Genomic DNA, 22214 nt, shown 5'->3' with positions numbered 1-22214 from the left:
GGTCACCGCCTCCAGGTCCGGAGCACCTCCGCGATCCGCTCGGCGGCGTGGCCGTCCCACAGCGCCGGGACGCGGCCCGCCTTGCCCTGGCCGGAGAGGGCCAGGCGCGCCTCCGCGGCGATGCGGCGCGGGTCGACGCCGACGAGCGTGTTCGTCCCCTCGGAGACCGTGACCGGCCGCTCGGTGTTCTCGCGCAGGGTGAGGCAAGGGATGCCGAGCGCGGTCGTCTCCTCCTGCAAGCCGCCCGAGTCGGTGAGGACGAGCTTCGCGCCGGCGACGAGGCCGAGGAACTCGAGGTAGCCGAGCGGCTCGCACAGGTGCAGCCCGCCCATGGCGGCTGCCCGGGCGGCGAGCCCGGACTCCTCCAGCCGCCGGCGGGTGCGCGGGTGGGCGGGGAAGACGATGGGGAGCTGGCGCTGGAGCTCGCCCACCGCCTCGAGCAGGCCGGCCAGCACCGCCGGGTCGTCCACGTTGGAGGGCCGGTGGAGCGTGAGGACGCCGTACGCGCCGGGCTGGACGCCGTGGCGGGCGGGCGAGCCGGTGGCGCGCGCCAGCGGCAGGTGCGCCCGGAGGGTGTCGATCATGACGTTGCCGACCCGGAAGACGCGGGCCGGGTCGGTCCCCTCGCGCCGGAGGTTCTCGTCCGCGTCCGGCGAGGGCGTGAGGAGGATCTCGCACAGCCGGTCGGTGACGATCCGGTTCACCTCCTCCGGCATGGCGAGGTCGAAGGAGCGGAGCCCCGCCTCGACGTGCGCGCAGGGGATGCGGAGCTTCGCGCAGTCGAGGGCGCAGGCGAGGGTGGAGTTCACGTCCCCCGCCACCACCACCAGGTCGGGCTGCTCCGCGAGGCAGACGCGCTCGAAGGCGACCAGCACCTTCGCCGTCTGCTCCGCGTGCGAGCCCGAGCCCACCGCGAGGTGCAGGTCCGGGACCGGCATGCCGAGGTCGGTGAAGAAGACGTCGGACATCGCCACGTCGTAGTGCTGGCCGGTGTGGACGAGCTTCTGCTCGGCGAAGCCGGCCTTCGCGACGGCCTGCATCACCGGCGCGATCTTCATGAAGTTGGGCCGGGCGCCGACGACGTGGAGGATCTTCGTTCGTCCGCTCACGCTCCGAGTCTAAGTCGCGGCGGCGGGGTCAGCACTCCGGCGCCGCGGGGCGTCCTTCGCCCACAGTGGAGAGGGTGGAGGCGGCCCCACCCGAGCCCGCGATGGGGTGCCCCACTCGTCCGGGCGAGCGCCTGCGCCTAGATTCCACCCCGACGCCCCCCGAGCGAGGATCGATGGCGCTGGCGACCGTGGCGGTGTGATCCCAATGTGTCCTGACCTCGCATCCGGTCGCGCCTGGAAGGGCTCCCTCGTGGTGGTCCTCTTGCCGGCGCTCGCGGTGCTGCCGGTGCTGGCGCTCGAGGCGAAGTGGCGCCTCTTCTACGCGGCGGTGGTGTTCTTCGCCGTTCCCATCGCGCTCACGGTCCGGGACACCAGGCTGTGGCTGTTCCTCGCCGGCGCCGCGTCGGCCTTCAACTTCACCAAGATCCTGCGGGAGACCGCGCCCGGCGCCTCCGGCGAGAGCCTGGCCCTGAGCGCGCTCGACGTCCCCCTCGCGATGATGCTGGTGGCGCTCTTCCTGCGGGCCACCTCCGGCGGTGCCGTGCGCCTCGACCGGACCGCCCGCGGCGTCCTGGGGCTCGGGCTCGCCTTCGTCGGCTGGCTCGGCTACTGCGCGCTCGGCGCGCGGCACCCCGACGCCTCCGCCGCGCAGGTGCTGGTCTACTGCCGGCTGCTCCTCGCCCTGGCGCTGGTGGCCGCCTGCGCCACCGACGCCGCCCGCGTGCGCTGGGCGCAGGCCGGGCTGTTCCTCGGGCTCTTCGCCCAGTCCGCCCTCGCCATCGCCCAGCGGGTCGCCGGCAGCTCCTTCGGCCTGTACGAGCACTTCGAGGAGAGCACGGCCGCCGGCGTGTTCACCCGCAGCGGCGGGACGCTCAACCCCACCGTGCTCTCCGAGTACATCGGGGTGCTGGCCCCGCTCGTCCTGGCGGCCGCGTTCACGGTGCGCCGCCGCGCTGCCGCGGCGGCGCTGCTCGCGCTCTTCGGCGCGGCGGCGGTGGCCTCCGCCGCGACGCTCTCGCGCGCGGGGCTCGTCAACCTCGGGCTCAGCACCATCGCCGTGGCCGCCCTCGCCCTGCCGAACGCCGCCGTGCCCCGCTCCCGCAAGCTCTTCGTGAGCTGGGCCCTCCCGCTCGTCGCGCTCGTCGTGGCGGCCTACTTCGCCCACGCGGTGCTGGCGCGGGTCACCGAGGTCTCGGCCGAGGTGCAGGGCGACGACGGCCGCGCGGCCCAGCTCGAGCAGGCGCGCGACATGATCCTCGCGAACCCGCTCACCGGCGTCGGCCCCGGCAACTACGTCGCCGCGATGGGCGCCTACGGGCCGGTCCTGCCCTACCCGGTCCACAACAAGTTCCTGCTGGTCACCGCCGAGTCCGGGGTCCCGGGCGGCGTCCTGTACCTGGCGCTCTGGGCGCTCACGCTGGCGGCCTTCGTCCGGCGCGCGCGCCGCGCGGCCGGCGCCGCGCGGATGTGGCACGGGGCGGCCGCGGCGGCGCTCGGGGCGACGCTGCTCAACATGAACACCGACGTGTACGGGGCGGGCGGCGCGCCCGAGCTGGCCCTGTTCCTGGTGGCGGGGCTCGGGCTCGGCGCGTGGGCGGGCGCGGGCGAGCCGGCGCGGCAGGCCGTCGGAGCGTGGAGACGACCGTGGAATCGCTCCGCTCCCGCGCGCTAGCCTCGTTCTCCTGGAGCGTGCTCGCGAAGCTCGTGTCCCAGGGCACGACGCTCGTCGGCACGCTGCTCCTGGCGCGCCTGCTGCCCGTGGCCGACTTCGGGCTGGTGGCGATGGCCCAGATCTACCTGGGCTTCCTGCAGCAGTTCATCGACGCCGGGTTCCTCTACGCGCTCATCCAGCGCCCCACCCTCACCCAGCGCGAGCTCGCCGGCTCCTTCTGGCTGCTGCTGGTCGCCGGCTGCGCCGGGTTCGGCGCCTCCGTGCTGGCGCGCCCCCTCCTCGACCTCGTCTTCGGCACCCCGGGGATCGGGACGATCATCGCGGTGCAGAGCAGCATCCTCCTCTTCCTGCCGTTCCGCACGGTGGCGCAGGCGATCCTCGCGCACGACGTGCGCGTGGACGAGCTCTCGAAGCGGGAGGCGGCCATCGCAGTCCTGCGCGTCGCGGTCTCGATCGCGCTCGCGCTCCGCGGGGCGGGCGTGTGGAGCCTCATCCTCCCGCAGATCCTGGCAGAGATGGCGTTCTCGATGTCCTGCTACCGGCGCGCGCGGTGGCGCCTCACCTTCGAGCTCTCCTGGGAGGCGATGCGGCCGCTCGTCCGGTACGGGGTGGACATCACGCTCTCCAAGATCGCGTGGTTCGGCGCGAGCCGCGCCGACCAGTTCATCGTCGGCCGCTTCCTCGGGCCGACGGTGCTCGGGCTCTACGCGCTCGCCTGGCAGTTCGCGGGGGCGCTGCCCCAGTTCGCCTCGGCCACGCTCTCCCGCGTGGTGTTCCCGGTCTTCTCGCGCCTGCAGGGCGAGGTGGACCGGCTGCGCCAGGCGTTCCTCGACGTCACGCGGTACACCGCCTTCGTCGCGCTGCCGGCGCTGGCCGGCCTGGCGCTGGTGGCGCCGCAGCTCTTCGCGCTCATGCTCAACGCCTCCTGGCGCCCCGCCGTCGGGGCCACCCAGCTGCTCTGCGCGCTCGCCTTCTTCAAGGTCGTGGAGGCGACCGCCGGGTCGGTCATCAACGCCCGGGCGGGCACGCGCCGGAACCTCGTGCTGAACGTGCTCTCGCTCGTCGCCACGGTGGTGGGCGTCGGGCTCGGCGCGAGGCTCGGCGGGCTCACCGGCGTGGCCGCGGGCGTGGGGCTCGCCTCCGCGCCGGTGACGCTGCTCTTCGTGCGCGGCGCGATGCGGGAGTGCGGGGGCACGCTGGGCGCCTGGCTCGCGACGCTCAAGGGGCCGCTCGCGGCCACGCTGGCGATGTCCGCGGCGGTGGCCGCCACCGACGCCGCCCTGGTGACGGAGGCCCCGGCGCCGCGCCTCGCCGCGCTGGTGTCGGCTGGGGTGACGGCGTACGCGCTGGCGGTGCTGGTCGTGGGGCGCGAGGCCGTCGCCGAGCTCCGGCGCCTGCGCCAGCCGAGCTACCACCGGGGGACGCCATGACCGGGGAGCGGCTGAAGGTCGTCTACCTCCTCGACTGGTTCCTGTTCTACGCGACCGAGCTGTCGAACGCGATGGCCGAGGACCACGAGGTGCTGCTCGTCCCTCGCGACCACGACTTCGAGGTGTCCTCGCCCGACGCCCCGATGCGCCTCGCCGAGTACCTGGACTCCGCGCTCAGCAAGAAGGTGCAGGTGGACCGCCTGCGGTACCGACGGCGCGACCCGCGGAGCCTGCTCGAGGTGCTCCGGCTGCACCGCAAGATCCGGCGCTGGGGCGCGGACGTGGTGCACGTCCAGGACACCGTCGACTGGCGCGTCGTCCTGCTCGTCCTGCTGAGCCGCAAGCGGCGGGTGGTGGTGACGGTCCACGACGTGACCCGCCACCCCGGGGACGACGGCAGCCGCGGCCTCCAGGCGTTCCTGTTCCGGCTGCTGCTCCGGACGGCGCGCAAGGTCATCGTCCACGGGGAGGCGCTCCGGCTGCAGTTCCAGCGCACCTTCCCGGCGCTGGCGCGCGGCGCCGACGTGGTGGCGCTCCCCCACGGCGCGCTGTCGCTCTACCGCGCCTGGGACGACCCGAGCGTCGAGGAGGAGCCGTTCACGGTCCTCTTCTTCGGCCGGATCGTGCTCTACAAGGGGATCGAGGACCTCATCGCCGCCCAGCGGCTCGTGTCGGCCGCCCTCCCCCAGGCGCGCTTCGTCCTCGCCGGCCAGGGGCCGCTCGACGCCTACCGGGACGCGCTCGACCCGGCCGCCTTCGAGCTCCAGAACCGGTTCATCCCGAACCGGGAGATCCCGCGCCTCTTCAGGCGGGCCGCGGTGGTGGTGCTGCCGTACCGCGAGGCGAGCCAGAGCGGGGTCCTCCCCCTTGCCTACGAGTTCGGGAAGCCCGTCGTCGCCACCCGGGTGGGCAGCATCCCGGAGGCGGTGGAGCAGGGGGAGTCGGGGCTCCTGGTGGACCCGGGGGCGCCGGAGCAGCTCGCCGCCGCGCTCATCGCCGTCCTCGGCGATCCGGCGCTCCGGCGGCGGCTCGGGCAGGGCGCGCGGCGGCTGGCGCAGACGCGGCTCTCGTGGCGGAGCATCGCCGAGCGCACCGCCCGGCTGTACGAGGAGATCGCGGCGTGAGCGGCCGGCGCCGGATCGCCTTCGTGGTGCCGGACCTCCAGCTCGGCGGCGCCGAGCGGCAGGTGGTCGACCTCGTGAACCACCTCGACCACGAGCGGTTCGAGGCGACGCTGTTCACCTTCGAGGCGGCCGACGACCTCGGGGCGGCGGTCGACCCGCGGGTGCGCCGCGTCCGGGCGCTCCGGCGCTCCCGGTTCGACACCGGGCCGGTCGACCAGCTCGCGCGCCTGCTGCGGGAGGAGCGGACGGAGCTCGTCCACTGCACGCTGCAGATGGCGCTGCTCGTCGCGCGCGGCGCCATCCACCGCTCCGGGCGCGGGCTCCCGCTCGTGGAGGCGATCCACACCACCCAGAACCGCGGCCGGCGGCTGGAGCTCGCCGACCGGCTGCTCTACGTGCCGCTCATGAGCGGCTGCGACCGCGTGATCACGGTGTGCGACGCCCAGCGGCGGTTCTGGGCCTCGAAGTACCCCGCGCTCCGCCCGAAGCTCGTCACCGTGCCCAACGGGATCGACCTCGACCGGTACCGGGACGACGTCCCGGCCGCGCGAAAGGCGGCGCTGCGGCGCGAGCTCGGCGTCGAGGGCGGCGAGCTCGTGCTCGGGATGGTGGCGGCGATCCGGCCGGAGAAGAACCACGCCGGCATCCTCGAGGCCGCCGCCCGGCTCGCGGAGGGCGGCCACCGGGTGAAGCTCCTCTTCGCCGGCGGCGCGCCCGACCCGCGCGACGAGGAGCGCCTCCGGCGGAGGACGCGCGAGCTCGGGCTCGGCGAGCGCGTCCGCTGGCTGGGCTCCCTGCGCGATCCCCGGGAGCTCATCTCCATCCTGGACGCCGGCATCCTGTTCTCCACCGCCGAGTCCCTGCCGCTCGCCCTGCTCGAGTGCCTGGCGATGGGGAAGCCGGTGGTGGCCGCCGCCATCGGGGGCGTGTCCGAGATCGTGGTGCCCGGGGAGAACGGGCTGCTCGTCGCGCCGCGCGACACGGCTGCCTTCGCCTCGGCGGTGGCGCGCCTGGCCGCGGACCGGGAGCTCCTGCGCGGCCTTTCGGCCCGCGCCCGGCCGTCGGTCGAGGCGCGCTTCTCCGTGCAGCAGATGGCGCGCCGCACGGAGGCGGTCCTGGAGGAGGTCCTCGACGGCCGGGCGGGCGCCCGCGCCGGGCGCCGGGCGCGCGCGGCCGCGGCGCCTCAGGAGGACATCAGGCGCCGCGCGTGATCCGCCGCCCAGGCGGCCAGCTCGCGCGGGCGGCGGAACCGGTCGAGCCAGCCGTCGACGCACGCGATCCAGCTCCCGTCCTCGAGCTGGTGGGCGTCGAGGTGGTGCATGCCGACCCGGTTCCAGCCCTGGCCGGTGCCCGCCAGCACGGGGCGCTCGGCCAGCGGCCGCTCCTCGTACTCGGTGGGGGTGAGGCGGGTGATCTCGACCGCGGCCACGCTGGCGCCGTAGGCCTGCCGGCAATCCTGCGCGAAGCGGAGGAGGCGGTCGCCGACCGAGATGACCCGGCCGGCGGGCCGCCCCAGCGCGAGGTCCGACCGCACCACCGGGCTCCGCGGGTGCTCGACCCACGGTCCGAGGAGCTCCGTCGCGTGGAAGAGGTGCAGCGTCCCCCGCTCCTCGTCGGTGTTGGTGAGCAGCCACCAGCGGCCGTCGCGGTGGAAGATCGAGCTGTCGAGGTGCACCGGGCCGACGAGCAGGTCCTTCACGAAGGTCCAGCGGTCGGGGAACCGCTGCGCCCGGTAGAGCCTGACCGCGCCCGCCTCCGAGCTCTCCGGGATCATGTAGCGCTCGGACTGCCACTCGAAGACGTAGGGGTACGAGAGGTGGAACGGCTCCGCCAGCACCACCCCCTGGTACGACCAGTGGAAGGCGTCGGCGCTCACGGCGTGGGCGATCTCGCCCTTCCGCCGGCTCCCCTCCCAGTTGAGCGCCTCGAAGAACATGTGCCAGCTCCCGCCCGCCCGGATCATGAACGGGTCGGCGATGAAGCTGGCGTAGTGGTCGGTGACGCTCTCGCGCGTGAGCACCGGGTTCGCGAGGCCGGTGGCGGGCGAGGCGAGCGCCAGCGGGGACGGACCGGTGTAGATGCCGATCGAGTAGATGGGCAACCGGCCAGGGACCTTCGAGAGGAGCCCACGCCTGCCGGGGAGCGGCTGCCGGTCGTCCATGTCTCACCCTCGCTCGCGCGCGAGCTGCGGCCAGGGCCTCCCGGCCGGCCCGCCACGGGGCCGGGCTCCGAGCGCCCAGCAGCTCAGGTGCTCGCTTCGCGCACAGGGGGCAACTGCGGTCCGGGGGGTCGACCCGCGAGGTACCGGGGCCTCGACGGCCCTCGCGAACGGCGGCTCCAGAGGGCCGCGGGGGCCGACCCCTTGCTGGTCTGGCGTTCGGCTGCCCGCGCCCCCATGAGAGAGGTCCCGCCGAAACACGCTTCCGAAAGGGGTCGCCATGCGGCTCGCCCGCTCCCGCACGTCCCTCGTCGCGCTGGCGGTGCTCGCCGGCTGTCACGGGGCGTCGTCCTCCTCGCCGCCGCCGCCTCCTCCGCCGAGCGGCCCGGTCGTCCAGGCCTGGGTGTCCCCGACCACCTGGGGCGCGCCCTGGCAGGACGGCGCCTCGACGCTGGTCCAGCACGCGCGCTTCGACGGGGCGTCGCTCGTCGAGACGAAGGGGATCTCCTGGTCGACCGTCGGGGCGGCGGCGCCGGCGCAGCGCGCGTTCGGCGGATTCCCCGACGGGCCGCGCTACGGCGCGGGCCCGTTCGACGCGAGCCGCTTCCAGGCGGCGGGGGGCGACGCGCTCGACCTCCGCGGCGACATGACCGTCTGCGCGGTGGTGAAGCCGCAGCTCAATCCGCTCGTGGATGGGAACGAGGGCATCATCGTCGCGAAGGGCCTCCAGGGCGAGAGCGGCTGGGTGCTGATGCAGATGCACGACCAGTTCTGCTTCCACTACCAGGCGGGGGGCGCCGGGAGCTTCATGACGCCCGGGCAGTGGATGATCACCACCTCGACCCACCTCGGGGACGCGCCGGCCGGGAGCCGCAACCAGGAGCTCAACGCGTCCTACGTCGTCGTCTGCGCCGGGCGCGACGGCGACACGATCCGCATGTCGGCGAACGGCGTCGCCGACACCATGCAGGAGATGACGATCACGGGCGCGATGGTCGCCCCGACCGAGCCGGCGACGATCGGCGGCTACGCCAACGGCGACCCGAACCACGCGTTCCACGGGCGCGTCTACGAGACGGCGGTGTGGAAGGAGGCCGCCACCCCCAAGAACCTCCAGGCGAAGCTGGCGGCGTTCCAGGGGCTGACCCTGGCCGACGGCTCGGTCGCCACCTACCTCCGCCCGGGCGAGGCGCCGTTCGTCGGCGTGGACGGGCAGTACCACACCACCTGGCTGCACGGCCCGCGCATCGATCCGGCGAAGGGGTTCCTGTTCGGGCTGCAGGGCTACAACCGGCTCGCGGACCCCGAGGCGCTCGACCGCTGGACGGCGGCCGGCGGCGCGGCCGTGGTGGCCGACCAGAGCGAGCCGCCCGGAGACAGCGAGCGCGCCTCGGCCGATCGCGTCACGCTCCCCGCCGGCGCCACCCTCACGGCGACGCAGCGGGGGACCTTCCCGGCGAGCACCGTGCTGCAGGGTCAGCTCTGGGTCCGGCAGGTGCCGGGGTCGGCGAGCGGTACCGTCGTCGTGAAGGACGGCCGCGGCCCCGGTGCCGACCTCGCCATCGACCTCGCCGCGATCGGCACCGGCTGGACGCGCGTGTTCGTCCCCGGGCTCAGGACGGACCCCACCGGCGTGGCCCAGTTCATCCTGGCCAACACCTCCTCGAGTCAGGTCGAGTTCGACGCCTGGGGCGCCGTCCTCACCGAGCTCGCCGGCGGCGGGGACCTCGGCGGGTTCGACCCGGGGCCGTCCCTGTACTCGTCGGGCGGGACGCAGGGGACCGAGGCCATCGACAAGCTCCTCCTCCCTCCGCTCACCCAGAGCACCGGCAGCGGCTACTGCCTGAGCGTCGTGGCGGCGCCGGCCGAGCACCTGCCGTGGAGCGCGCGGTTCGCGAGCTGGCGGGTGGCCGCCGAGTGGATGGCCGCCGACGGGCAGACCTGGTCGCAGCTCCGGGTCGGCGCCGGGACCTCCGGCCAGCTGTGCCTCGACCTCGCCACCGCGGCGCGCGGGGGTGAGACGCGCTGGGCCTGCGCGCCGACGGCCGGGCTGGCGGACGGCTCGGCGCACGAGGTGAAGGGGTGCGTCACGCCCGCCGGGGAGCTCCACCTGTACGTCGACGGCGCGGCCGCCGGCACGGCCGGATCGGACCCGCCGGGGCTCCCGAACGTCCCACCGCCCGACCTCGCCGGGGGGCAGCTCACGGTGGGGAGCGGCGCGGCCGACCACAACTGGAACGGTTACGTCTCGAAGGCGCTGGTGTGCAAGGGCTCCGACCCCGGCCCCTGCGCCCTTTGAACGCGCTGCCCACGCCGCTCGCGAGGGCCCCCGGGCCGCGGCCCCGAGCGGTCGGCTCCGCCCGGCAGGCGGCAGATCGCTGGCGCGCGGCGGGGGCGATGACGATGCTGGACCGGATGGCCAGCGAGCAGATCGCCAGCGAGCAGCTCGCGCGCGGCGCGCGCGGCGCCCCGGTGCGCGAGCGCGCGGCGGCGAGGCCCGGGCCCGCCCGGACCCCCGCGCCGCTCGCGGGGCCCTCGAGCCCGTGGCGGGCGCTCCGGGAGGACGCGCGCTTCGCCTACGCGCTCCGCCACCCCGGCGGCCGCGGCGGCTGGTGGGCGCGGGCGAAGGTCCTCGCGGGCGCGCGCGGCCTGCACCTGCTCGCGATCCGCAGGGTGGGGTCCGCCGCGCTGGCCTGGGGCTCCGCCTCCGGCTCGCTCCGGCCGCTGCGGCGGGGGGCGCGCCTGGGCGCGATCCTGGCGCTCCGGGCGGGGGAGGTGCTCTTCAAGAGCTCGATCACGGCCGGGGCGGTGATCGAGGGGGGCGTCTACCTCTCCGAGCGGGGCCACATCATCATCGGGCCGCGCTCCATGGGGGCGGGGACGATCGTCCACGACCACGTCACCATCGGCCGCGGCGCGCTGCCGGAGGACAAGCCGGACATCGGGCGCGGGGTGTGGATCGGGCCGCGCTGCGTGATCTTCGGGAGGATCCGCGTAGGCGACGGGGCGACGGTGCTGCCGGACACCGTGCTCAGCGTGAGCGTGCCGGCGGGCGCGGTCGTCCAGGGCAATCCGGCGCGCGTCGTGCGGCGCGAGGCCGACCACGGCGCGCTGCGGCGCGGCCTCGCGGCGGCGTGCGGCTCGCCGCCCGGGACCGGCGCGGGGTGAAGGGGCGCCCGTGCTCGAGGACCTCCGCGCCGACTTCGAGTGCACCTCGGACCTCTCGCCCGGCCCGGAGCCGCGGCGCGTGCTCGTCCCCGGCCGCATCCCGTTCCTGCTCTTCTACCGCTCCGGGCTGCAGGCCCTGGTGGCCTACCGGCTCGGCCGATGGGTGCGCGCGGCGGCCCGCCGCCCGGCCCGCTGGCCCGCCGCGGCGGGCCTGGCGCCGGCCTGGGCCCTGCTCGACGCGTGGGTGCGGCGCGCCTTCGACATCCACCTGGACGCCTCGGCCGAGATCGGGGCCGGGCTCCAGATCTGGCACCTGGGCGGCATCCGCCTCCGCGGGTGTCGCCTCGGGGAGCGCTGCGTGATCCACCAGGAGGTCCGGGTGGAGCCCGCGCCCGAAGGCGGCGCCGGCCCGCGGCTCGGAGACCGGGTGTGGGTCGGCCCGCACGCGCGCATCGTGGGCCCGGTCCACGTCGGCGCCGGGGCCACGGTCGCCGCCGGCGCGGTGGTGACGCGGGACGTGCCCCCGGACAGCCTGGTCATGGGGAACCCCGCCCGCGTCGTCCGCGTCGGCTACGACAACGCGGCGCTCCGCGACCGCGAGTGAGCGGCGGTCAGCGCTCGCCGCCGTACTCGTAGCGCTGGTAGCCGTACCGGGCGTAGCGCCCGTAGCGCGAGGAGCCGATGACCGCGTCGTTGATGACGAGGCCCCGGAGCGCCGCGCCGCCGTCCTTGAGGTGCTTCAGCGCGAGCGCGATCTCGCGCGGCGGGTGCGCGCCCGCCTTGAGGACGAGGAGGTTCACCCCGGCGAACCGGGCGACGAGCGCGGCGTCGGTCACGGCGAGCACGGAGGGGGTGTCCACCAGCACCACGTCGTAGGCGCGCGCCGCCTCCTCCAGCAGGCTCTTGAGGCGCGGGCTGGCCAGCATCTCGGAGGGGCGCGCGCGGTGCGTGCCGCACGACAGGAACGCCAGCCGGGCGTCCTTCGTGGTCCGCACGGCGGTCGCGAGCGTGGCCTCGCCGGCGAGGACGTCGGACAGGCCCGGGGCCCGCTCGCCGCCGAAGGCGCGGTGCAGCTGCCCCCGCCGCAGGTCCGCGTCGACGAGCAGCACCCGCCGCCCCGCGTCCGCCAGGATGTGGGCGAAGTTGCAGCAGACGAAGGACTTGCCTACGGCGGCCACCGGGCCCTCGATGGCGATGACGTTGTTCCGGGAGTTCGTCAGCGCGAACTGGAGGTTGGTGCGGAGCCGTCGGAGCGCCTCGACCGCGCCGTCCGCCGGATCCTCGACCGCGAGCGCGGCCGCCGGCGCGCCCGGCTCCGGGCGGCCGCGCGCGACCGCCGCCTGGCGGTCGCTGTGCGGCACCGTCGCGTACACCGAGAGCCCGGTCAGCGCGGCGATCGCGTCCGGGTCCTCCAGCCCGCCCTTGAGCGAGCCGCGCACGAAGGCCATCCCGACGCCGCCGACCAGGCCGAGCGCGAGCGCCAGCGCGCAGGAGAGCAGCGGCTTCGGGCTGGCGGGCTCGTACGGGCGCATGGCGCCGTCCACGACGCGCACGTTCCCGAGCGTCCCGGACTTCACCACCCGGAGGTCCTGCGCCTTGTTGAGGAGGAGCACGTAGAGCTCGCCCGAGGAGCGGGCGTCGCGCGTGAGGCGCGCGGTCTCGAGCTCCTGCTGGGGCAGGGCGCGCATCTTCTCCGCCAGCGCGGCGCGCTCCGCCTGCAGGCGCTCCATCTTCTGCCGGGTGGCGGCCACCAGCGGGTGCGCCCCGGTGAAGCGGCCGGAGAGGTCCGCCTGCTGCAGCTCGAGATCGGAGAGGGTCTTGTCGACCTCGACGCTCCGGTCGAGCATCGCCTGCGCCTCGGCCGGCAGGTCCAGCGAGCCCTTGCTCTGCCGGAACCGGCTCAGGGCGCTCTCGGCGGCGTCGACGCGCGCCTTGAGCGCGGGGAGCTGCTCCTCGATGAACTGGAGCGTCTTCGCGGCCTCCGCGGACTTGCGCTGCACGTTCTGCTGGACGTAGCTGTGGACGAGGGTGTCGAGGATGGCGGGGACCAGCGCCCGGTCCGGCCCGGAGAGCGAGAGGCCGATGACGCCCGTCTTCCGGCCCTGCTCGGCGACCCGGATGCGCTCCTTGAGCTCGTCGATGACGGCCTCGCGCCAGCGGGCGCGCACGCGGAAGTGCGTCCCGGGCCGCGCCACCAGCCGCTCGACGAGGATGCGCTGGCCGGCGCCCTCCGCCGGCTTCCCCACCTCGCCGGCGGCGAGCAGCTCGCCGCCCAGGCCCCGCAGCTCGAAGCGCCCCTCGCCCAGCGCGACGAGGTCGAGCCACCTGCCCATGAGCTCGTCGCCGAGCGCGAGCTCGGCCACCTGGAGCTGCTCTCCGCCCCAGGCGTAGGAAGCGAGGCCGAGGGGCGCGGCGGCCAGCCCCGGCCCGGTGTGCAGGCGCCGGGCGGCGGCGCCCACCAGCGGGAACGTCCGCGGGTGCGCCTCGACCGCGAGGTCGAGCTGGTCGACCACCGCGCCCAGGAGCGAGCGCGAGCGGAGGAGCTCGATCTCGGCGTCGGCCGGGTTGGCGTCGGTGAGCGCCGTGGTGAGGTCCTCGAGCCCCGCCAGCGTCTTGTTCTTCTCGTCGATCTGGACGGTCGCCTCGGACTTCCAGGTCGGCGTGGCGAGCAGGACGTAGGCGACGCCCGCCAGGAGCGCGGCCAGCGCCGAGGCCGCGATGAGGTAGCGGCTCTCGAAGAGCGTGGCGACGTAGCCCCCTTCGTCCTCGTCGCGGAGGAGCTGCGGCTCGGGGAGGCCTGCGCCTCGCGCGGGGGAGGTCCCCGGCTCGGGCGCGCCGGCCAGGCGGATGGGCTCCGGCGGGTCTGGCATCACGATGACACCTCGCACGGCGAGGACGGTGTCCGGCGCGGCGTGGATCGCCAGCGCTCAGGCGAGCGTCTGCGTGCTGATATAGGACTTCCCCCGGAGACGACAAGTCGTTGGAGGACGCACCCTCCGGGTCATTCCGTGCGCAATCGCGCTCAATCTGCCCCGAGCGCAGGGCCTAAGGTGGGGACGCCGGCCCCACCGGGTCGGACCCGGGGCTCTTCGCCCTCCAGGGCCTGCCGGCGCCCGGCGCCAGCCGGGGCTCCGGCGGCTGCGCCGACCTGATGCGGCGCAGCGCGGTCGCGACGTCGCGCGAGAGCAGCTCGAACGCGATCTCGGCGTCGCGGTCCCGGCCGGATCTGAGGTCGCTCCAGGCCACCTCCAGGGCGCCCAGCTCGGGCCTCGAGGCGTCGAGCACGAACCGGGTGCGCGCGCCCAGCTCGCCCGCGCTCACTCCCAGGGGCGGCGTCTCGGCGTTCGTGCGGAGGCGCAGGGAGCGCACCTGCAGGGCGGCGCCGGCGCGCGAGAGCTCCTCGCGCACCTCCGCGAGGTGGGAGGCGACGCGGAGCCGCCTGGAGGCGACGCGGACCGCGTCGTACAGCTCCCGGTTGTCCCGCCTGCGGGCGCTCTGGTCCGCGCGCGTGAAGGTGAACATCCCCAGGCGGTGCAGGAGCAGGGCGCCGGTCACCAGGACCACGGCCAAGGTCAGGGTGCGCCCGTGCATCCCCGAGGCGAGGTGGACCCCGGCCGCCGCCAGCAGGGCGGCCGCGGTCCAGAGCACGAGGACGGCCTGGCCGTGCGAGAGCCCCGCGTCGATGAGGCGGTGGTGGAGGTGCTCGCGGTCGGCGCTGAAGGCGGGCGAGCCCCGCGCCACCCGGCGCAGGATGGCGAGCGCGGTGTCCGCGATGGGCAGCGCCAGCACGACGCCCATGGCGACGAGGAGGATGCCGCCCGAGCCGCGCGCGTGAGGCCGGATCGCGAGCGCCCCCAGGAGGACGCCCAGGAAGAGGCTCCCCGAGTCGCCCATGAAGATGGAGGCCGGCACGACGTTGTAGGCGAGGAACCCCATCACCCCGCCGACGGTGGCCGCCGCGACCAGCATGCCCGCCAGGTCGGGCCCCTGGCCCACGCCGATGAACAGGGTCGCCAGCGCCGCCGCGACGGCGACGCCGCCGGCCAGCCCGTCGAGGCCGTCGATGAGGTTCAAGGCGTTCGAGAGGCCCGCGATCCAGAGGAGCGTCACCGGGAGGGAGAGCGGCCCGAGCAGGATGTCCGCGCCGAAGGGAAAGTCGACATGGTCGATCCGGAACCCCGAGGCGTACAGGAGCGCGGCAGCGGCGAACTGAACCAGGAGCTTGGTCCGCGCCCGGACGTCGCGGAGATCGTCGCAGAGCCCGACCGCCGCGACGGCGAGGGCGCCGATCGCGAGCGCCCCGATCCGCTGCCCGTCGCCCGCCAGGGTTGCCCGGATGGAAGGGAAGAGCAGGCCGAGCGCGAGCGCTCCGTAGATCCCGCACACGATGCCGAGCCCGCCCAGGCGCGGCACCGACCGGTGGTGGATCTTCCGGGAGCTCTGGGCCGAGTCGACCACCCCGAGCGCCAGGGCGGCGCGGCGGACGAGCGCGGTGGCGGCGAGGGAGATCACCCACGACAGGGCCAGCACCAGCGCAATCGGCAACATGCGTCGCTCCAGCCCGAAGGGCAGGCGGCAATCCAGATTGCCGCAGGGCCAATATGTGCTGCGCGCGGGGGAGAGACAGTCGCTCGGACAGGTGAGGCCTGTTCTGGTGCATTACACCCAACGTGAGATCGGCGCGCGCCGGATGCCGAGCGGCGCCCGGCCGGCGCGCCTCGAGGCTCAAGGTGCTGCCGCGACGGTGGGGCCGCCGGCGGCCGCTTCGCGCCGCTTGCGCGCGAGGAACGCCGCCATGCGGGAGATGGAGTCGAGGTTCTCCGGCGTCATCTCCTGGTCGGCGATGCGGACGTCGAACTCCTGCTCGAGGAAGCCGATGACCTCCAGCATCCCCGTCGAGTCGACGTAGCCGCCCGACACGAGCAGGGTGTCGTCGTGGAGCTCGGCCGGCTCGCTCACGTAGAAGTTCTCGATCACGAACTGGCGCAGCCGCTGTTCCACGGTCATGGTCCGCATCTCCTCTGCAGGGGCGCCTCGCTCCCCGGCCACTCCCCCAGCCGGTCCACCAGCGTCCCGAGCTCCGGCGCGGCGCGCCGCTCCGGCCGCCGCCGCACCAGCTGCTCGTGCAGCAGCGCGGTGGAGAGGACGCCGACGAGCGCCATGTTGTCCGAGTGCGAGAGCTGCGCGGCGGCGGAGCCGGCCCGGCACTTGCGCCAGAGCCGCGCCACTGCGCGCGGGTCGAAGACCCCCGCCCGCGCGACGGCGCGCTCGCCGAGCAGCTCGCCCACCCAGGCCGGCGCCCGCGGCCCCACGAAGGAGAGCGCGTCGGGCGCCCGGTAGGGCTGCTTCGTCCGCCGGACGATCTCGGGCGGGAGGTGGCTGGCGGCGGCGCGCTTCAGCACGTGCTTCTCGCGGAGCGCGCGGAGCTTGTACCGGGCGGGGAGCGCGTTCGCGAGCTCCACCAGCTCCGGGTCGAGGAAGGGGAAGCGGCCCTCCACCGCGTGAGCCATGAGCATCCGGTCGCCCTGCGAGGAGAGCAGGTAGCCCGCCAGGAGGGTGCGGATCTCGAGGTACTGGTCCTGGGCCAGCGGGACCCAGCTGCCGAACTCGGCCGGGAGCGTCCCCAGCAGGCGCGCGGTGACCTGGGCCGTGCGGGCCAGCTCCCGGAGGTCCGGGGAGAAGAGTCGCTGCAGCGCCGCCGTGGGCCGCCACCGCGTCTGGTGCGCGAAGCCCGGCGCGTGCGGCCGCTCGCGGTCCCGCCCGAAGAACTCCCGCGCCAGCGCCCGCTGCGCGACGGGCGAGCGCGCCAGGTACGGGTAGAGCCGCTCCAGCAGCCGCAGGCGCAGCGCGGACGCGGGGCGGCGCCCCCAGAACCGCCGCACCTTCGCCTCCCGGAAGAGGTCGTACCCGGCGAACATCTCGTCGGCCCCCTCGCCGGTGAGCACCGCCTTCACGCCGGAGTCGCGCACCAGCCGCGAGAGCAGGAAGAGCGGGGCGGGGGCAGTCCGCAAGAGGGGGCGCTCCGCGTGCTCCACCACGGCCGGGAAGGCCTCCGCGATGTCCTCCCGCCGCACCAGGAGCTCCTGGTGCTCGCTCCCGATGAGCTCGACGACCGCGCGCTGGTAGCGGGTCTCGTCGTATTCGGGCTCCTCGAAGCGGATGGAGTAGGTGCGGAACCTGCCGCCCCGGGCCTGGCACCCGAGGGCCGCCACGAGCGAGCTGTCGAGCCCGCCCGAGAGGTAGCTCCCGACCGGCACGTCGGCCTGGAGCACGCGGCGCCGGACGGCCTCCCCGAGCGCGGCGCCGACGCGCTCGGCCGCCTCGTCGAGCGATCCCTGGAACCCCTCGCCGGGACCCGCCGGGTAGCGCGGGGTCCAGAAGGCGCGATCGGTGCCGAGCCCGCGCGAGATCCTGCGCACGTGCCCCGGCTCGAGCTCGGTGACCGCCTGGAAGACCGCCTGCGGGGGCACCACCGTCCAGAAGGTGAACGTCTCGGCCAGGCCGACCGGGTCGAGCGCCCGGGAGAGCCCGGGCGCGCCGGCGAAGAGGGCCTTCACCTCGCTGGCGAACCAGAGCCGCCCCTCGTGCTCGGCCAGGTACAGCGGGCACACGCCGGCGGCGTCGCGCGCCAGCACCAGCGTCTCGGCGGTCGAGTCCCACAGCGCCGCCGCGAACTGGCCGTTGAAGCGGGCGAAGGCCGCGTCGCCCCAGGCCTCGTAGGCGTGGACCACGACCTCGGTGTCGCTGCGCGTGCGGAAGCGGTGCCCGAGCGCCTCGAGCTCCCCGCGCAGCTCGAGGTGGTTGAAGATCTCCCCGTTGAAGACGATCCACAGCGTCTCGTCCTCGTTCGCGAGCGGCTGCTGCCCACCGGCCAGATCGACGATCGACAGCCGGGTGTGGCCCAGCGCGGCCCGCCGATCGCGGTAGGCCCCGCACGCGTCGGGCCCCCGGTGGCCGAGGGCCTGGATCATCGCGCCGACGTCCTCCAGCCGGGGCGGCGGCAGCGCCTCGCGGAGCAAGACGACCCCAGCGATGCCACACATCGTCAGCTCCCCCGGACGGCCTCGACCAGCAGCGGCGGTTGGTGCAGGTACCGGCTCACCCTGCGCTTCGCCTCGATGTCGCGGTAGACCCGGTCCACCTGGGCTGGCGCGAGCTCCAGGGCCGGCGCCGCCTCGGCGGCGGGCACCCCGTGGTCGTACGCCCAGAGGCAGAGGTCCATGTCCTGGTAGGGGAGCGCGAAGTAGAACTCCTCCTGGGTCTGCGGCATCGAGAAGGTGTCGGTGGTGGGCGGGCGGCGGCGGATCTCCTCGGGCACGCCGAGGTGCGCGGCCAGCGCGTAGACCTGCGTCTTGTAGAGGTGGGCGATGGGCTTGAAGTCGGCGGCCCCGTCGCCCTGCTTCACGAAGAAGCCCTGGTCGTACTCGAGGCGGTTGGGCGTGCCGGCCACCGCGAAGTGGCGCCGGTCGGCGTGGTAGTACTCCACCATCGCGCGCGCCCGCTGCTTGAAGTTGGTCGCGGCGACGAGCTGCAGGTAGCCCGCGAGCGGCAGCCGGGAGCTGCGCTCGCGCCCCTCCGGGTCGGACACCGTCAGGGTGGTGATGTTGAGCCGGTCGCTCTCCAGCAAGGAGGGGAGCGTCAGCTTGCAGCGCCAGCCGGGCCCGTACTCGGGGAAGACGGTGCGGATCGCCTCCAGCTGGCGCGCGTAGCACCCGAGCCCCTCCAGCGCCGGCGCGAGGTCCTCCACCACGTGCTGCACGCCGAGCCCGTCCGCGACCAGGCGGCCGAGGCGCAGCGCGTCGCCCGAGGAGTCGCGCTCGGGCATGAGCAGGGCCAGCACGCGATCGGGGCCGAGCGCGCGCGTGCACAGCGCCGCCACCACCGAGCTGTCGATCCCGCCGGAGAGGCCCACCACCGCGCCGCGCCGCCGGAGCTGGCCGAGCACCTGCTCCCGCACGGCGCGCCCGATCTCGTCCGCGACGCGCGGGGCGTCGATCGACAGCAGATCTCGCGAGATCATGGCCGCTCCAGTCAGGAGGAGTAGGGCCGCCCCGCCCGCCCGGCCAGGACCCGGGCAAGCGGTTGTACGGTCAGTGCACGATGCGCAGATGCTCGGCTGGGACCGCTGCTCTTGCGGCGCGAGCGCGTCCCGCGGCGCCAGGACGGCGCCGCGCCTCGACCGGAGGCGGGCGCCGAGGACGCAGCGCGACGACCCGAACGCAGGGACTCTCTTGGACTCCCCCCTCCTCCACGACTGGCTGTTCTCCCACGCGGCGCGGAGGCCCGAGGCCCCCGCCGTCGCGACGCCCTCGGTCCGCCTCAGCTACGCGGACCTGGCCGAGCGCGTCCGCGCCCTGGCCGGGCAACTCGCCGCCGGCGGCGTGGGGCCCGGGAGCCGGGTCCTGCTCGCGCTGCCCAACGAGCCGGCCACGGTCGTGGCCGGGCTGGCGGTGAACGCCGCCGGCGGGACGACGGTGGAGGTGAACCGGGAGTGGAGCCCGGAGGTGCTGGCCGGCATCGTCGCGCAGAGCGGAGCCCGGGTGGCCTTCGTGAGCGCGCGCGACGCCCGGACCTGGCGCGCCGTCCGCGCCGGGGGCGGCCTGGACCGGCTCTGGGTGGTGCACCCCGGGCGTTCCCGAGGGCCGGCGCAGGAGGCGCTGGGAGGCGAGCCCGCCGCGTTCCTGGGGGACGACGGCCGCCTCGACCCGGACCTCGGGCCCCCGCCTCCGCCGCCGCGCCCCCGGCTCGGCCCCGACGCGCCGGCGCTGATCCTCTACACCTCGGGGAGCATGGGCCGGCCCCGCGGCGTGGTGCAGACCTTCCGCAACGTCGACGCGAACACGCGCTCCATCGTGCGCTACCTGGGGCTCGGCCCCGAGGATCGGGCCCTCCTCACCCTGCCGCTCTACTACTGCTACGGCCGGAGCGTCCTCCAGACGCACCTGTTCGCCGGCGGCTCGGTCTTCCTCGAGAACCGGTTCGCCTTCCCGCGGCTGGCGCTCGAGGCGATGGCCGCCGAGGGGTGCACCGGCTTCGCCGGGGTCCCGCTCACCTTCGAGATCCTCCGGCGCCAGGTGGACGTCTCCAGTTTGGCCTTCCCGCGGCTCCGCTACCTGACGCAGGCGGGCGGCGGGATGGCGCCCGAGACCATCGACTGGGTGCGGCAGGCGTTTCACCCCGCGCGGCTGTTCGTGATGTACGGGCAGACCGAGGCGACGGCGCGGCTCTCGTACCTCCCGCCCGAGCGCGCCCACGACAAGCGCGGCTCCATCGGAGTCGCCATCCCCGGCGTCGAGCTGCGCGTGGTGGACGAGGCGGGGCGCGAGCTGCCACCCGGCGAGACCGGGCACCTGGTGGCCCGGGGCGACAACGTCACCCAGGGTTACCTGGACGAGCCGGAGGAGACCGCCGCCATCCTCCACGACGGGTGGCTCTGGACCGGCGACCTCGCCTCCCGCGACGAGGAGGGCTTCCTGTTCCACCGCGGGCGGGCCAAGGAGATCCTCAAGATCGGCGGGCACCGGGTGAGCCCGATCGAGATCGAGCAGGTGGTGGCGCGCCACCCGGACGTGCTGGAGGCGGCGGTGGTCGGGGCCGCCGACGCGCTCATGGGCGAGGTGCCGGAGGCGTTCGTGGTGTTCCGCGACGGCCCGCGGCCGGGCGAGGACGAGCTGAGGCGCTTCTGCCGGGAGCGGATGCCGCCGTACCGCGTCCCGGTGCGGTTCACGGCGCTCGCGGCGCTGCCGCGCAGCGAGGCCGGGAAGCTCCTGCGGGCGGAGCTCAGGGGCGCGTGGCCCGAGGCCGGCTGACGGTCACGGCCAGGGCCGGACGGTCGCGAACAGGGCCGCCCCGTCCTTCTCGCCCGCGACCTGGTGCACGATGCGCTGGTCCTTCGAGATGGTCAGGCGCGAGTGCGTCTTGCGCGCCGCGACCTTCACGTCGAACGTCACCGTGTCCTTGCGCGCGTCGACGATCGTGAGCTCGAGCGTCGAGCCGTCGGGGAGCGGGAGCGTGAGCGGCTTGTCGAGCTCCATCGCAGCCTGCTGCTCCCCCACCTGGTCCCAGCGCTGGTAGGCGAGCTTCCCGAGCTGGCCGTGCAGATCGGCGAGCCGAGGGTCGACCGCGGGCGGGCCCTGGCGCGAGCCCTTGAGGATCCGGACCCGGACCGGGATGGTGGGAGCCGCGTGCACGGCGGCCGGCGCCAGCGCAGCGCAGAGCGCGAGGGCGAGCAGCGCGACGAAGGTCCTGCGGCTCCGCATGTCCCCTCCTACGTCCCGGCCGGCTCGTCGTCGCCGAGGAGCACCACCGGCCCCTCGGTCGTGTCGAGCACCGTCGTGCCGCGTCCCTCGGCGCTCACCTGCAGCGCGGCCTCGTCACCGGGCGCGGGGGACGGCGAGCGGCCAACGTACACGACGACGGCCAGCGCGGCCAGCGCCGGAGCGAGGGTCCCCACGGCGGTGAACAACCGGTGATGGCGGACCCAGTCGAGCAGCCCGCCCGCGCGGGCCGCCCGCGCCGGCGCGGCCGCGGGGCGCGCCCGGTACTCCGGGATGCGCCGCAGCACCTCGTCCGAGAAGGTCGCGAAGTCGCGCCGGTTCGCCTCGGCGAGGAGCGCGTCGCCCAGCATCCCCGCCAGCGCCTCCTCGTCCGCGAGCCGCGCCTGGCAGGCGTCGCAGCCGGCGAGGTGCTCGGCCAGCGCCTGCGCCTCCGGCTCGGAGAGCTCGCCCGGGCGGGCGCCCAGCATGGGCGCGAAGCGGGTGCACGCGGTCATGATTCGCCCCCGCGGCGGGGGGCGAGCCCCCGCCCCACGGTCTGGGCGCCCTCGTCAGCCGGGAGCCCCGCGTACTCGCGCAGGAGCGCCTGCATCTTGCTCCGCGCGTGGAAGAGGCGGCTCATCACGGTGCCCTTCGGGATCCCCAGCTGCTCCGACAGCTCCTCGTACGAGAGCCCCTCCAGCTCGCGCAGCACCAGGATGGCGCGGTGCTTCTCGGGGAGCTGCGCCAGGGCCTCGGTCATCTTGCCGGCCAGCTCCCGCCTGAGCGCGTTCTCCTGCGGATCGTTCCCGAGCGCGGTGGCGAGGATGCCCTCGCCCCCTCGCGCCACGTCCTGCCCGCGCACCTCGTCGAGCTCCTCCTTGGCCGCCGTGCGCTCCTTGCGGACCGCGTCGATGGCGAGGTGGCTCCCGATGCGGAGCACCCAGGTGGAGAAGGTGGAATCTCCCTTGAAATCGGCCAGGTGCGCGTGCACTCGCACGAACGCCTCCTGGGCGACATCCCACGCGAGATCGCGGTCCTTCACGATGCCGAGCGCCACGGCGTACACCTTCCTCTGGTAGCGGACGACGAGCGCGCGGAAGGCCTCGGGGTCACCGGTCTTGGCTCTCGAGACCAGCGTGAGGTCGTCGGCTTCCATGGCAGAGGACGGGCGAGCGGGCGGGGAAATTCACCGCACCGGGGAGTTCTACCACAGCAGCGCTTCTTCCCCGGATTCATTAGTATTCAGCGCCGCGGGCCGGAATGGCTGGCCTGCCCGCCTGTTTTTCCTTCGACCCCC

Annotated in this window: 18 protein-coding genes; 8 read left to right on the top strand and 10 right to left on the bottom strand. The window is 75.0% G+C overall.

Translation table 11 applies throughout. The features are described 5' to 3' along the window. Positions 1-2: 2 nt before the first annotated feature. The gene (gene wecB, locus HWY08_RS11865; protein WP_255499657.1) at positions 3-1109 is read right to left on the bottom strand and encodes a non-hydrolyzing UDP-N-acetylglucosamine 2-epimerase; all 1107 of its coding nucleotides are present in this window, start codon (positions 1107-1109) and stop codon (positions 3-5) included. A gap of 250 nt (positions 1110-1359) precedes the next feature. On the opposite strand from wecB, the gene HWY08_RS11860 reads away from it, so the two are divergent. Genes HWY08_RS11860 through HWY08_RS11845 form a run of 4 tightly spaced genes read left to right on the top strand, consistent with a single transcriptional unit; the run spans position 1360 to position 6546 of the window. Beyond that, the gene (locus HWY08_RS11860) at positions 1360-2781 is read left to right on the top strand and encodes an O-antigen ligase family protein (protein ID WP_176065382.1); all 1422 of its coding nucleotides are present in this window, start codon (positions 1360-1362) and stop codon (positions 2779-2781) included. Then, positions 2754-4211, top strand: a complete 1458-nt coding sequence (locus HWY08_RS11855; RefSeq protein ID WP_176065381.1) for a lipopolysaccharide biosynthesis protein — start codon at positions 2754-2756, stop codon at positions 4209-4211. Before HWY08_RS11860 ends, HWY08_RS11855 begins: the two co-directional genes overlap by 28 nt. Next, positions 4208-5335 carry a glycosyltransferase family 4 protein gene (locus tag HWY08_RS11850; protein ID WP_176065379.1) on the top strand — a complete coding sequence of 376 codons (1128 nt, stop codon included), beginning with the start codon at positions 4208-4210 and terminating at the stop codon, positions 5333-5335. The genes HWY08_RS11855 and HWY08_RS11850 overlap by 4 nt, the downstream gene beginning before the upstream one ends. After that, complete coding sequence (locus HWY08_RS11845) at positions 5332-6546, top strand: glycosyltransferase family 4 protein (RefSeq protein ID WP_176065377.1); 1215 nt, start codon at positions 5332-5334, stop codon at positions 6544-6546. The genes HWY08_RS11850 and HWY08_RS11845 overlap by 4 nt, the downstream gene beginning before the upstream one ends. Here the strand turns inward: HWY08_RS11845 and HWY08_RS11840 are convergent. Next, complete coding sequence (locus HWY08_RS11840; protein ID WP_176065375.1) at positions 6519-7496, bottom strand: glucosamine inositolphosphorylceramide transferase family protein; 978 nt, start codon at positions 7494-7496, stop codon at positions 6519-6521. The two genes, HWY08_RS11845 and HWY08_RS11840, sit on opposite strands and share 28 nt — an antisense overlap. Positions 7497-7773: 277 nt before the next feature. Here HWY08_RS11840 and HWY08_RS11835 point away from each other — a divergent pair, with 277 nt between their 5' ends. The 3 genes from HWY08_RS11835 to HWY08_RS11825 all read left to right on the top strand — a co-directional run bounded on the left by HWY08_RS11835 (position 7774) and on the right by HWY08_RS11825 (position 11265). After that, positions 7774-9792: a hypothetical protein gene (locus HWY08_RS11835; protein WP_176065373.1), complete on the top strand. Its 2019-nt coding sequence runs from the start codon at positions 7774-7776 to the stop codon at positions 9790-9792. Positions 9793-9890: 98 nt separating this feature from the next. Continuing rightward, positions 9891-10661 (top strand): acyltransferase, encoded by a 771-nt coding sequence (locus HWY08_RS11830; RefSeq protein WP_176065370.1) that lies wholly within the window; start codon positions 9891-9893, stop codon positions 10659-10661. A 10-nt stretch (positions 10662-10671) separates the two neighbouring features. Continuing rightward, the gene (locus HWY08_RS11825) at positions 10672-11265 is read left to right on the top strand and encodes an LbetaH domain-containing protein (protein WP_176065368.1); all 594 of its coding nucleotides are present in this window, start codon (positions 10672-10674) and stop codon (positions 11263-11265) included. Between the two features lie 7 nt (positions 11266-11272). On the opposite strand, the gene HWY08_RS11820 is transcribed toward HWY08_RS11825, so the two are convergent. The 5 genes from HWY08_RS11820 to nadE all read right to left on the bottom strand — a co-directional run bounded on the left by HWY08_RS11820 (position 11273) and on the right by nadE (position 18681). Then, complete coding sequence (locus HWY08_RS11820; RefSeq protein WP_176065366.1) at positions 11273-13531, bottom strand: polysaccharide biosynthesis tyrosine autokinase; 2259 nt, start codon at positions 13529-13531, stop codon at positions 11273-11275. Between the two features lie 175 nt (positions 13532-13706). Next, complete coding sequence (locus HWY08_RS11815) at positions 13707-15209, bottom strand: glycosyltransferase family 4 protein (protein WP_176065364.1); 1503 nt, start codon at positions 15207-15209, stop codon at positions 13707-13709. Between the two features lie 177 nt (positions 15210-15386). After that, positions 15387-15668 carry an acyl carrier protein gene (locus HWY08_RS11810; protein ID WP_176065362.1) on the bottom strand — a complete coding sequence of 94 codons (282 nt, stop codon included), beginning with the start codon at positions 15666-15668 and terminating at the stop codon, positions 15387-15389. Beyond that, complete coding sequence (gene asnB, locus HWY08_RS11805; RefSeq protein WP_176065360.1) at positions 15665-17704, bottom strand: asparagine synthase (glutamine-hydrolyzing); 2040 nt, start codon at positions 17702-17704, stop codon at positions 15665-15667. The genes HWY08_RS11810 and asnB overlap by 4 nt, the downstream gene beginning before the upstream one ends. Positions 17705-17706: 2 nt before the next feature. After that, complete coding sequence (nadE, locus tag HWY08_RS11800) at positions 17707-18681, bottom strand: NAD(+) synthase (protein ID WP_176065358.1); 975 nt, start codon at positions 18679-18681, stop codon at positions 17707-17709. A 211-nt stretch (positions 18682-18892) separates the two neighbouring features. Here nadE and HWY08_RS11795 point away from each other — a divergent pair, with 211 nt between their 5' ends. Beyond that, the gene (locus HWY08_RS11795) at positions 18893-20470 is read left to right on the top strand and encodes a class I adenylate-forming enzyme family protein (RefSeq protein ID WP_176065356.1); all 1578 of its coding nucleotides are present in this window, start codon (positions 18893-18895) and stop codon (positions 20468-20470) included. A 3-nt stretch (positions 20471-20473) separates the two neighbouring features. On the opposite strand, the gene HWY08_RS11790 is transcribed toward HWY08_RS11795, so the two are convergent. Genes HWY08_RS11790 through HWY08_RS11780 form a run of 3 tightly spaced genes read right to left on the bottom strand, consistent with a single transcriptional unit; the run spans position 20474 to position 22073 of the window. Then, complete coding sequence (locus tag HWY08_RS11790; protein WP_176065354.1) at positions 20474-20920, bottom strand: hypothetical protein; 447 nt, start codon at positions 20918-20920, stop codon at positions 20474-20476. Between the two features lie 8 nt (positions 20921-20928). Then, on the bottom strand, positions 20929-21432 hold the full coding sequence (locus tag HWY08_RS11785; protein ID WP_176065352.1) for an anti-sigma factor family protein: 504 nt from the start codon (positions 21430-21432) through the stop codon (positions 20929-20931). After that, positions 21429-22073, bottom strand: a complete 645-nt coding sequence (locus HWY08_RS11780) for an RNA polymerase sigma factor (RefSeq protein WP_176065350.1) — start codon at positions 22071-22073, stop codon at positions 21429-21431. The genes HWY08_RS11785 and HWY08_RS11780 overlap by 4 nt, the downstream gene beginning before the upstream one ends. Between the last annotated feature and the right edge of the window lie 141 nt (positions 22074-22214).

It is taken from the genome of Anaeromyxobacter diazotrophicus, from assembly GCF_013340205.1.
In the GTDB taxonomy this organism is placed as follows: domain Bacteria; phylum Myxococcota; class Myxococcia; order Myxococcales; family Anaeromyxobacteraceae; genus Anaeromyxobacter_A; species Anaeromyxobacter_A diazotrophicus.
The sequence above is the reverse complement of the archived record's forward strand: the minus strand, read 5'-3'. Positions and strand labels throughout refer to the sequence as shown.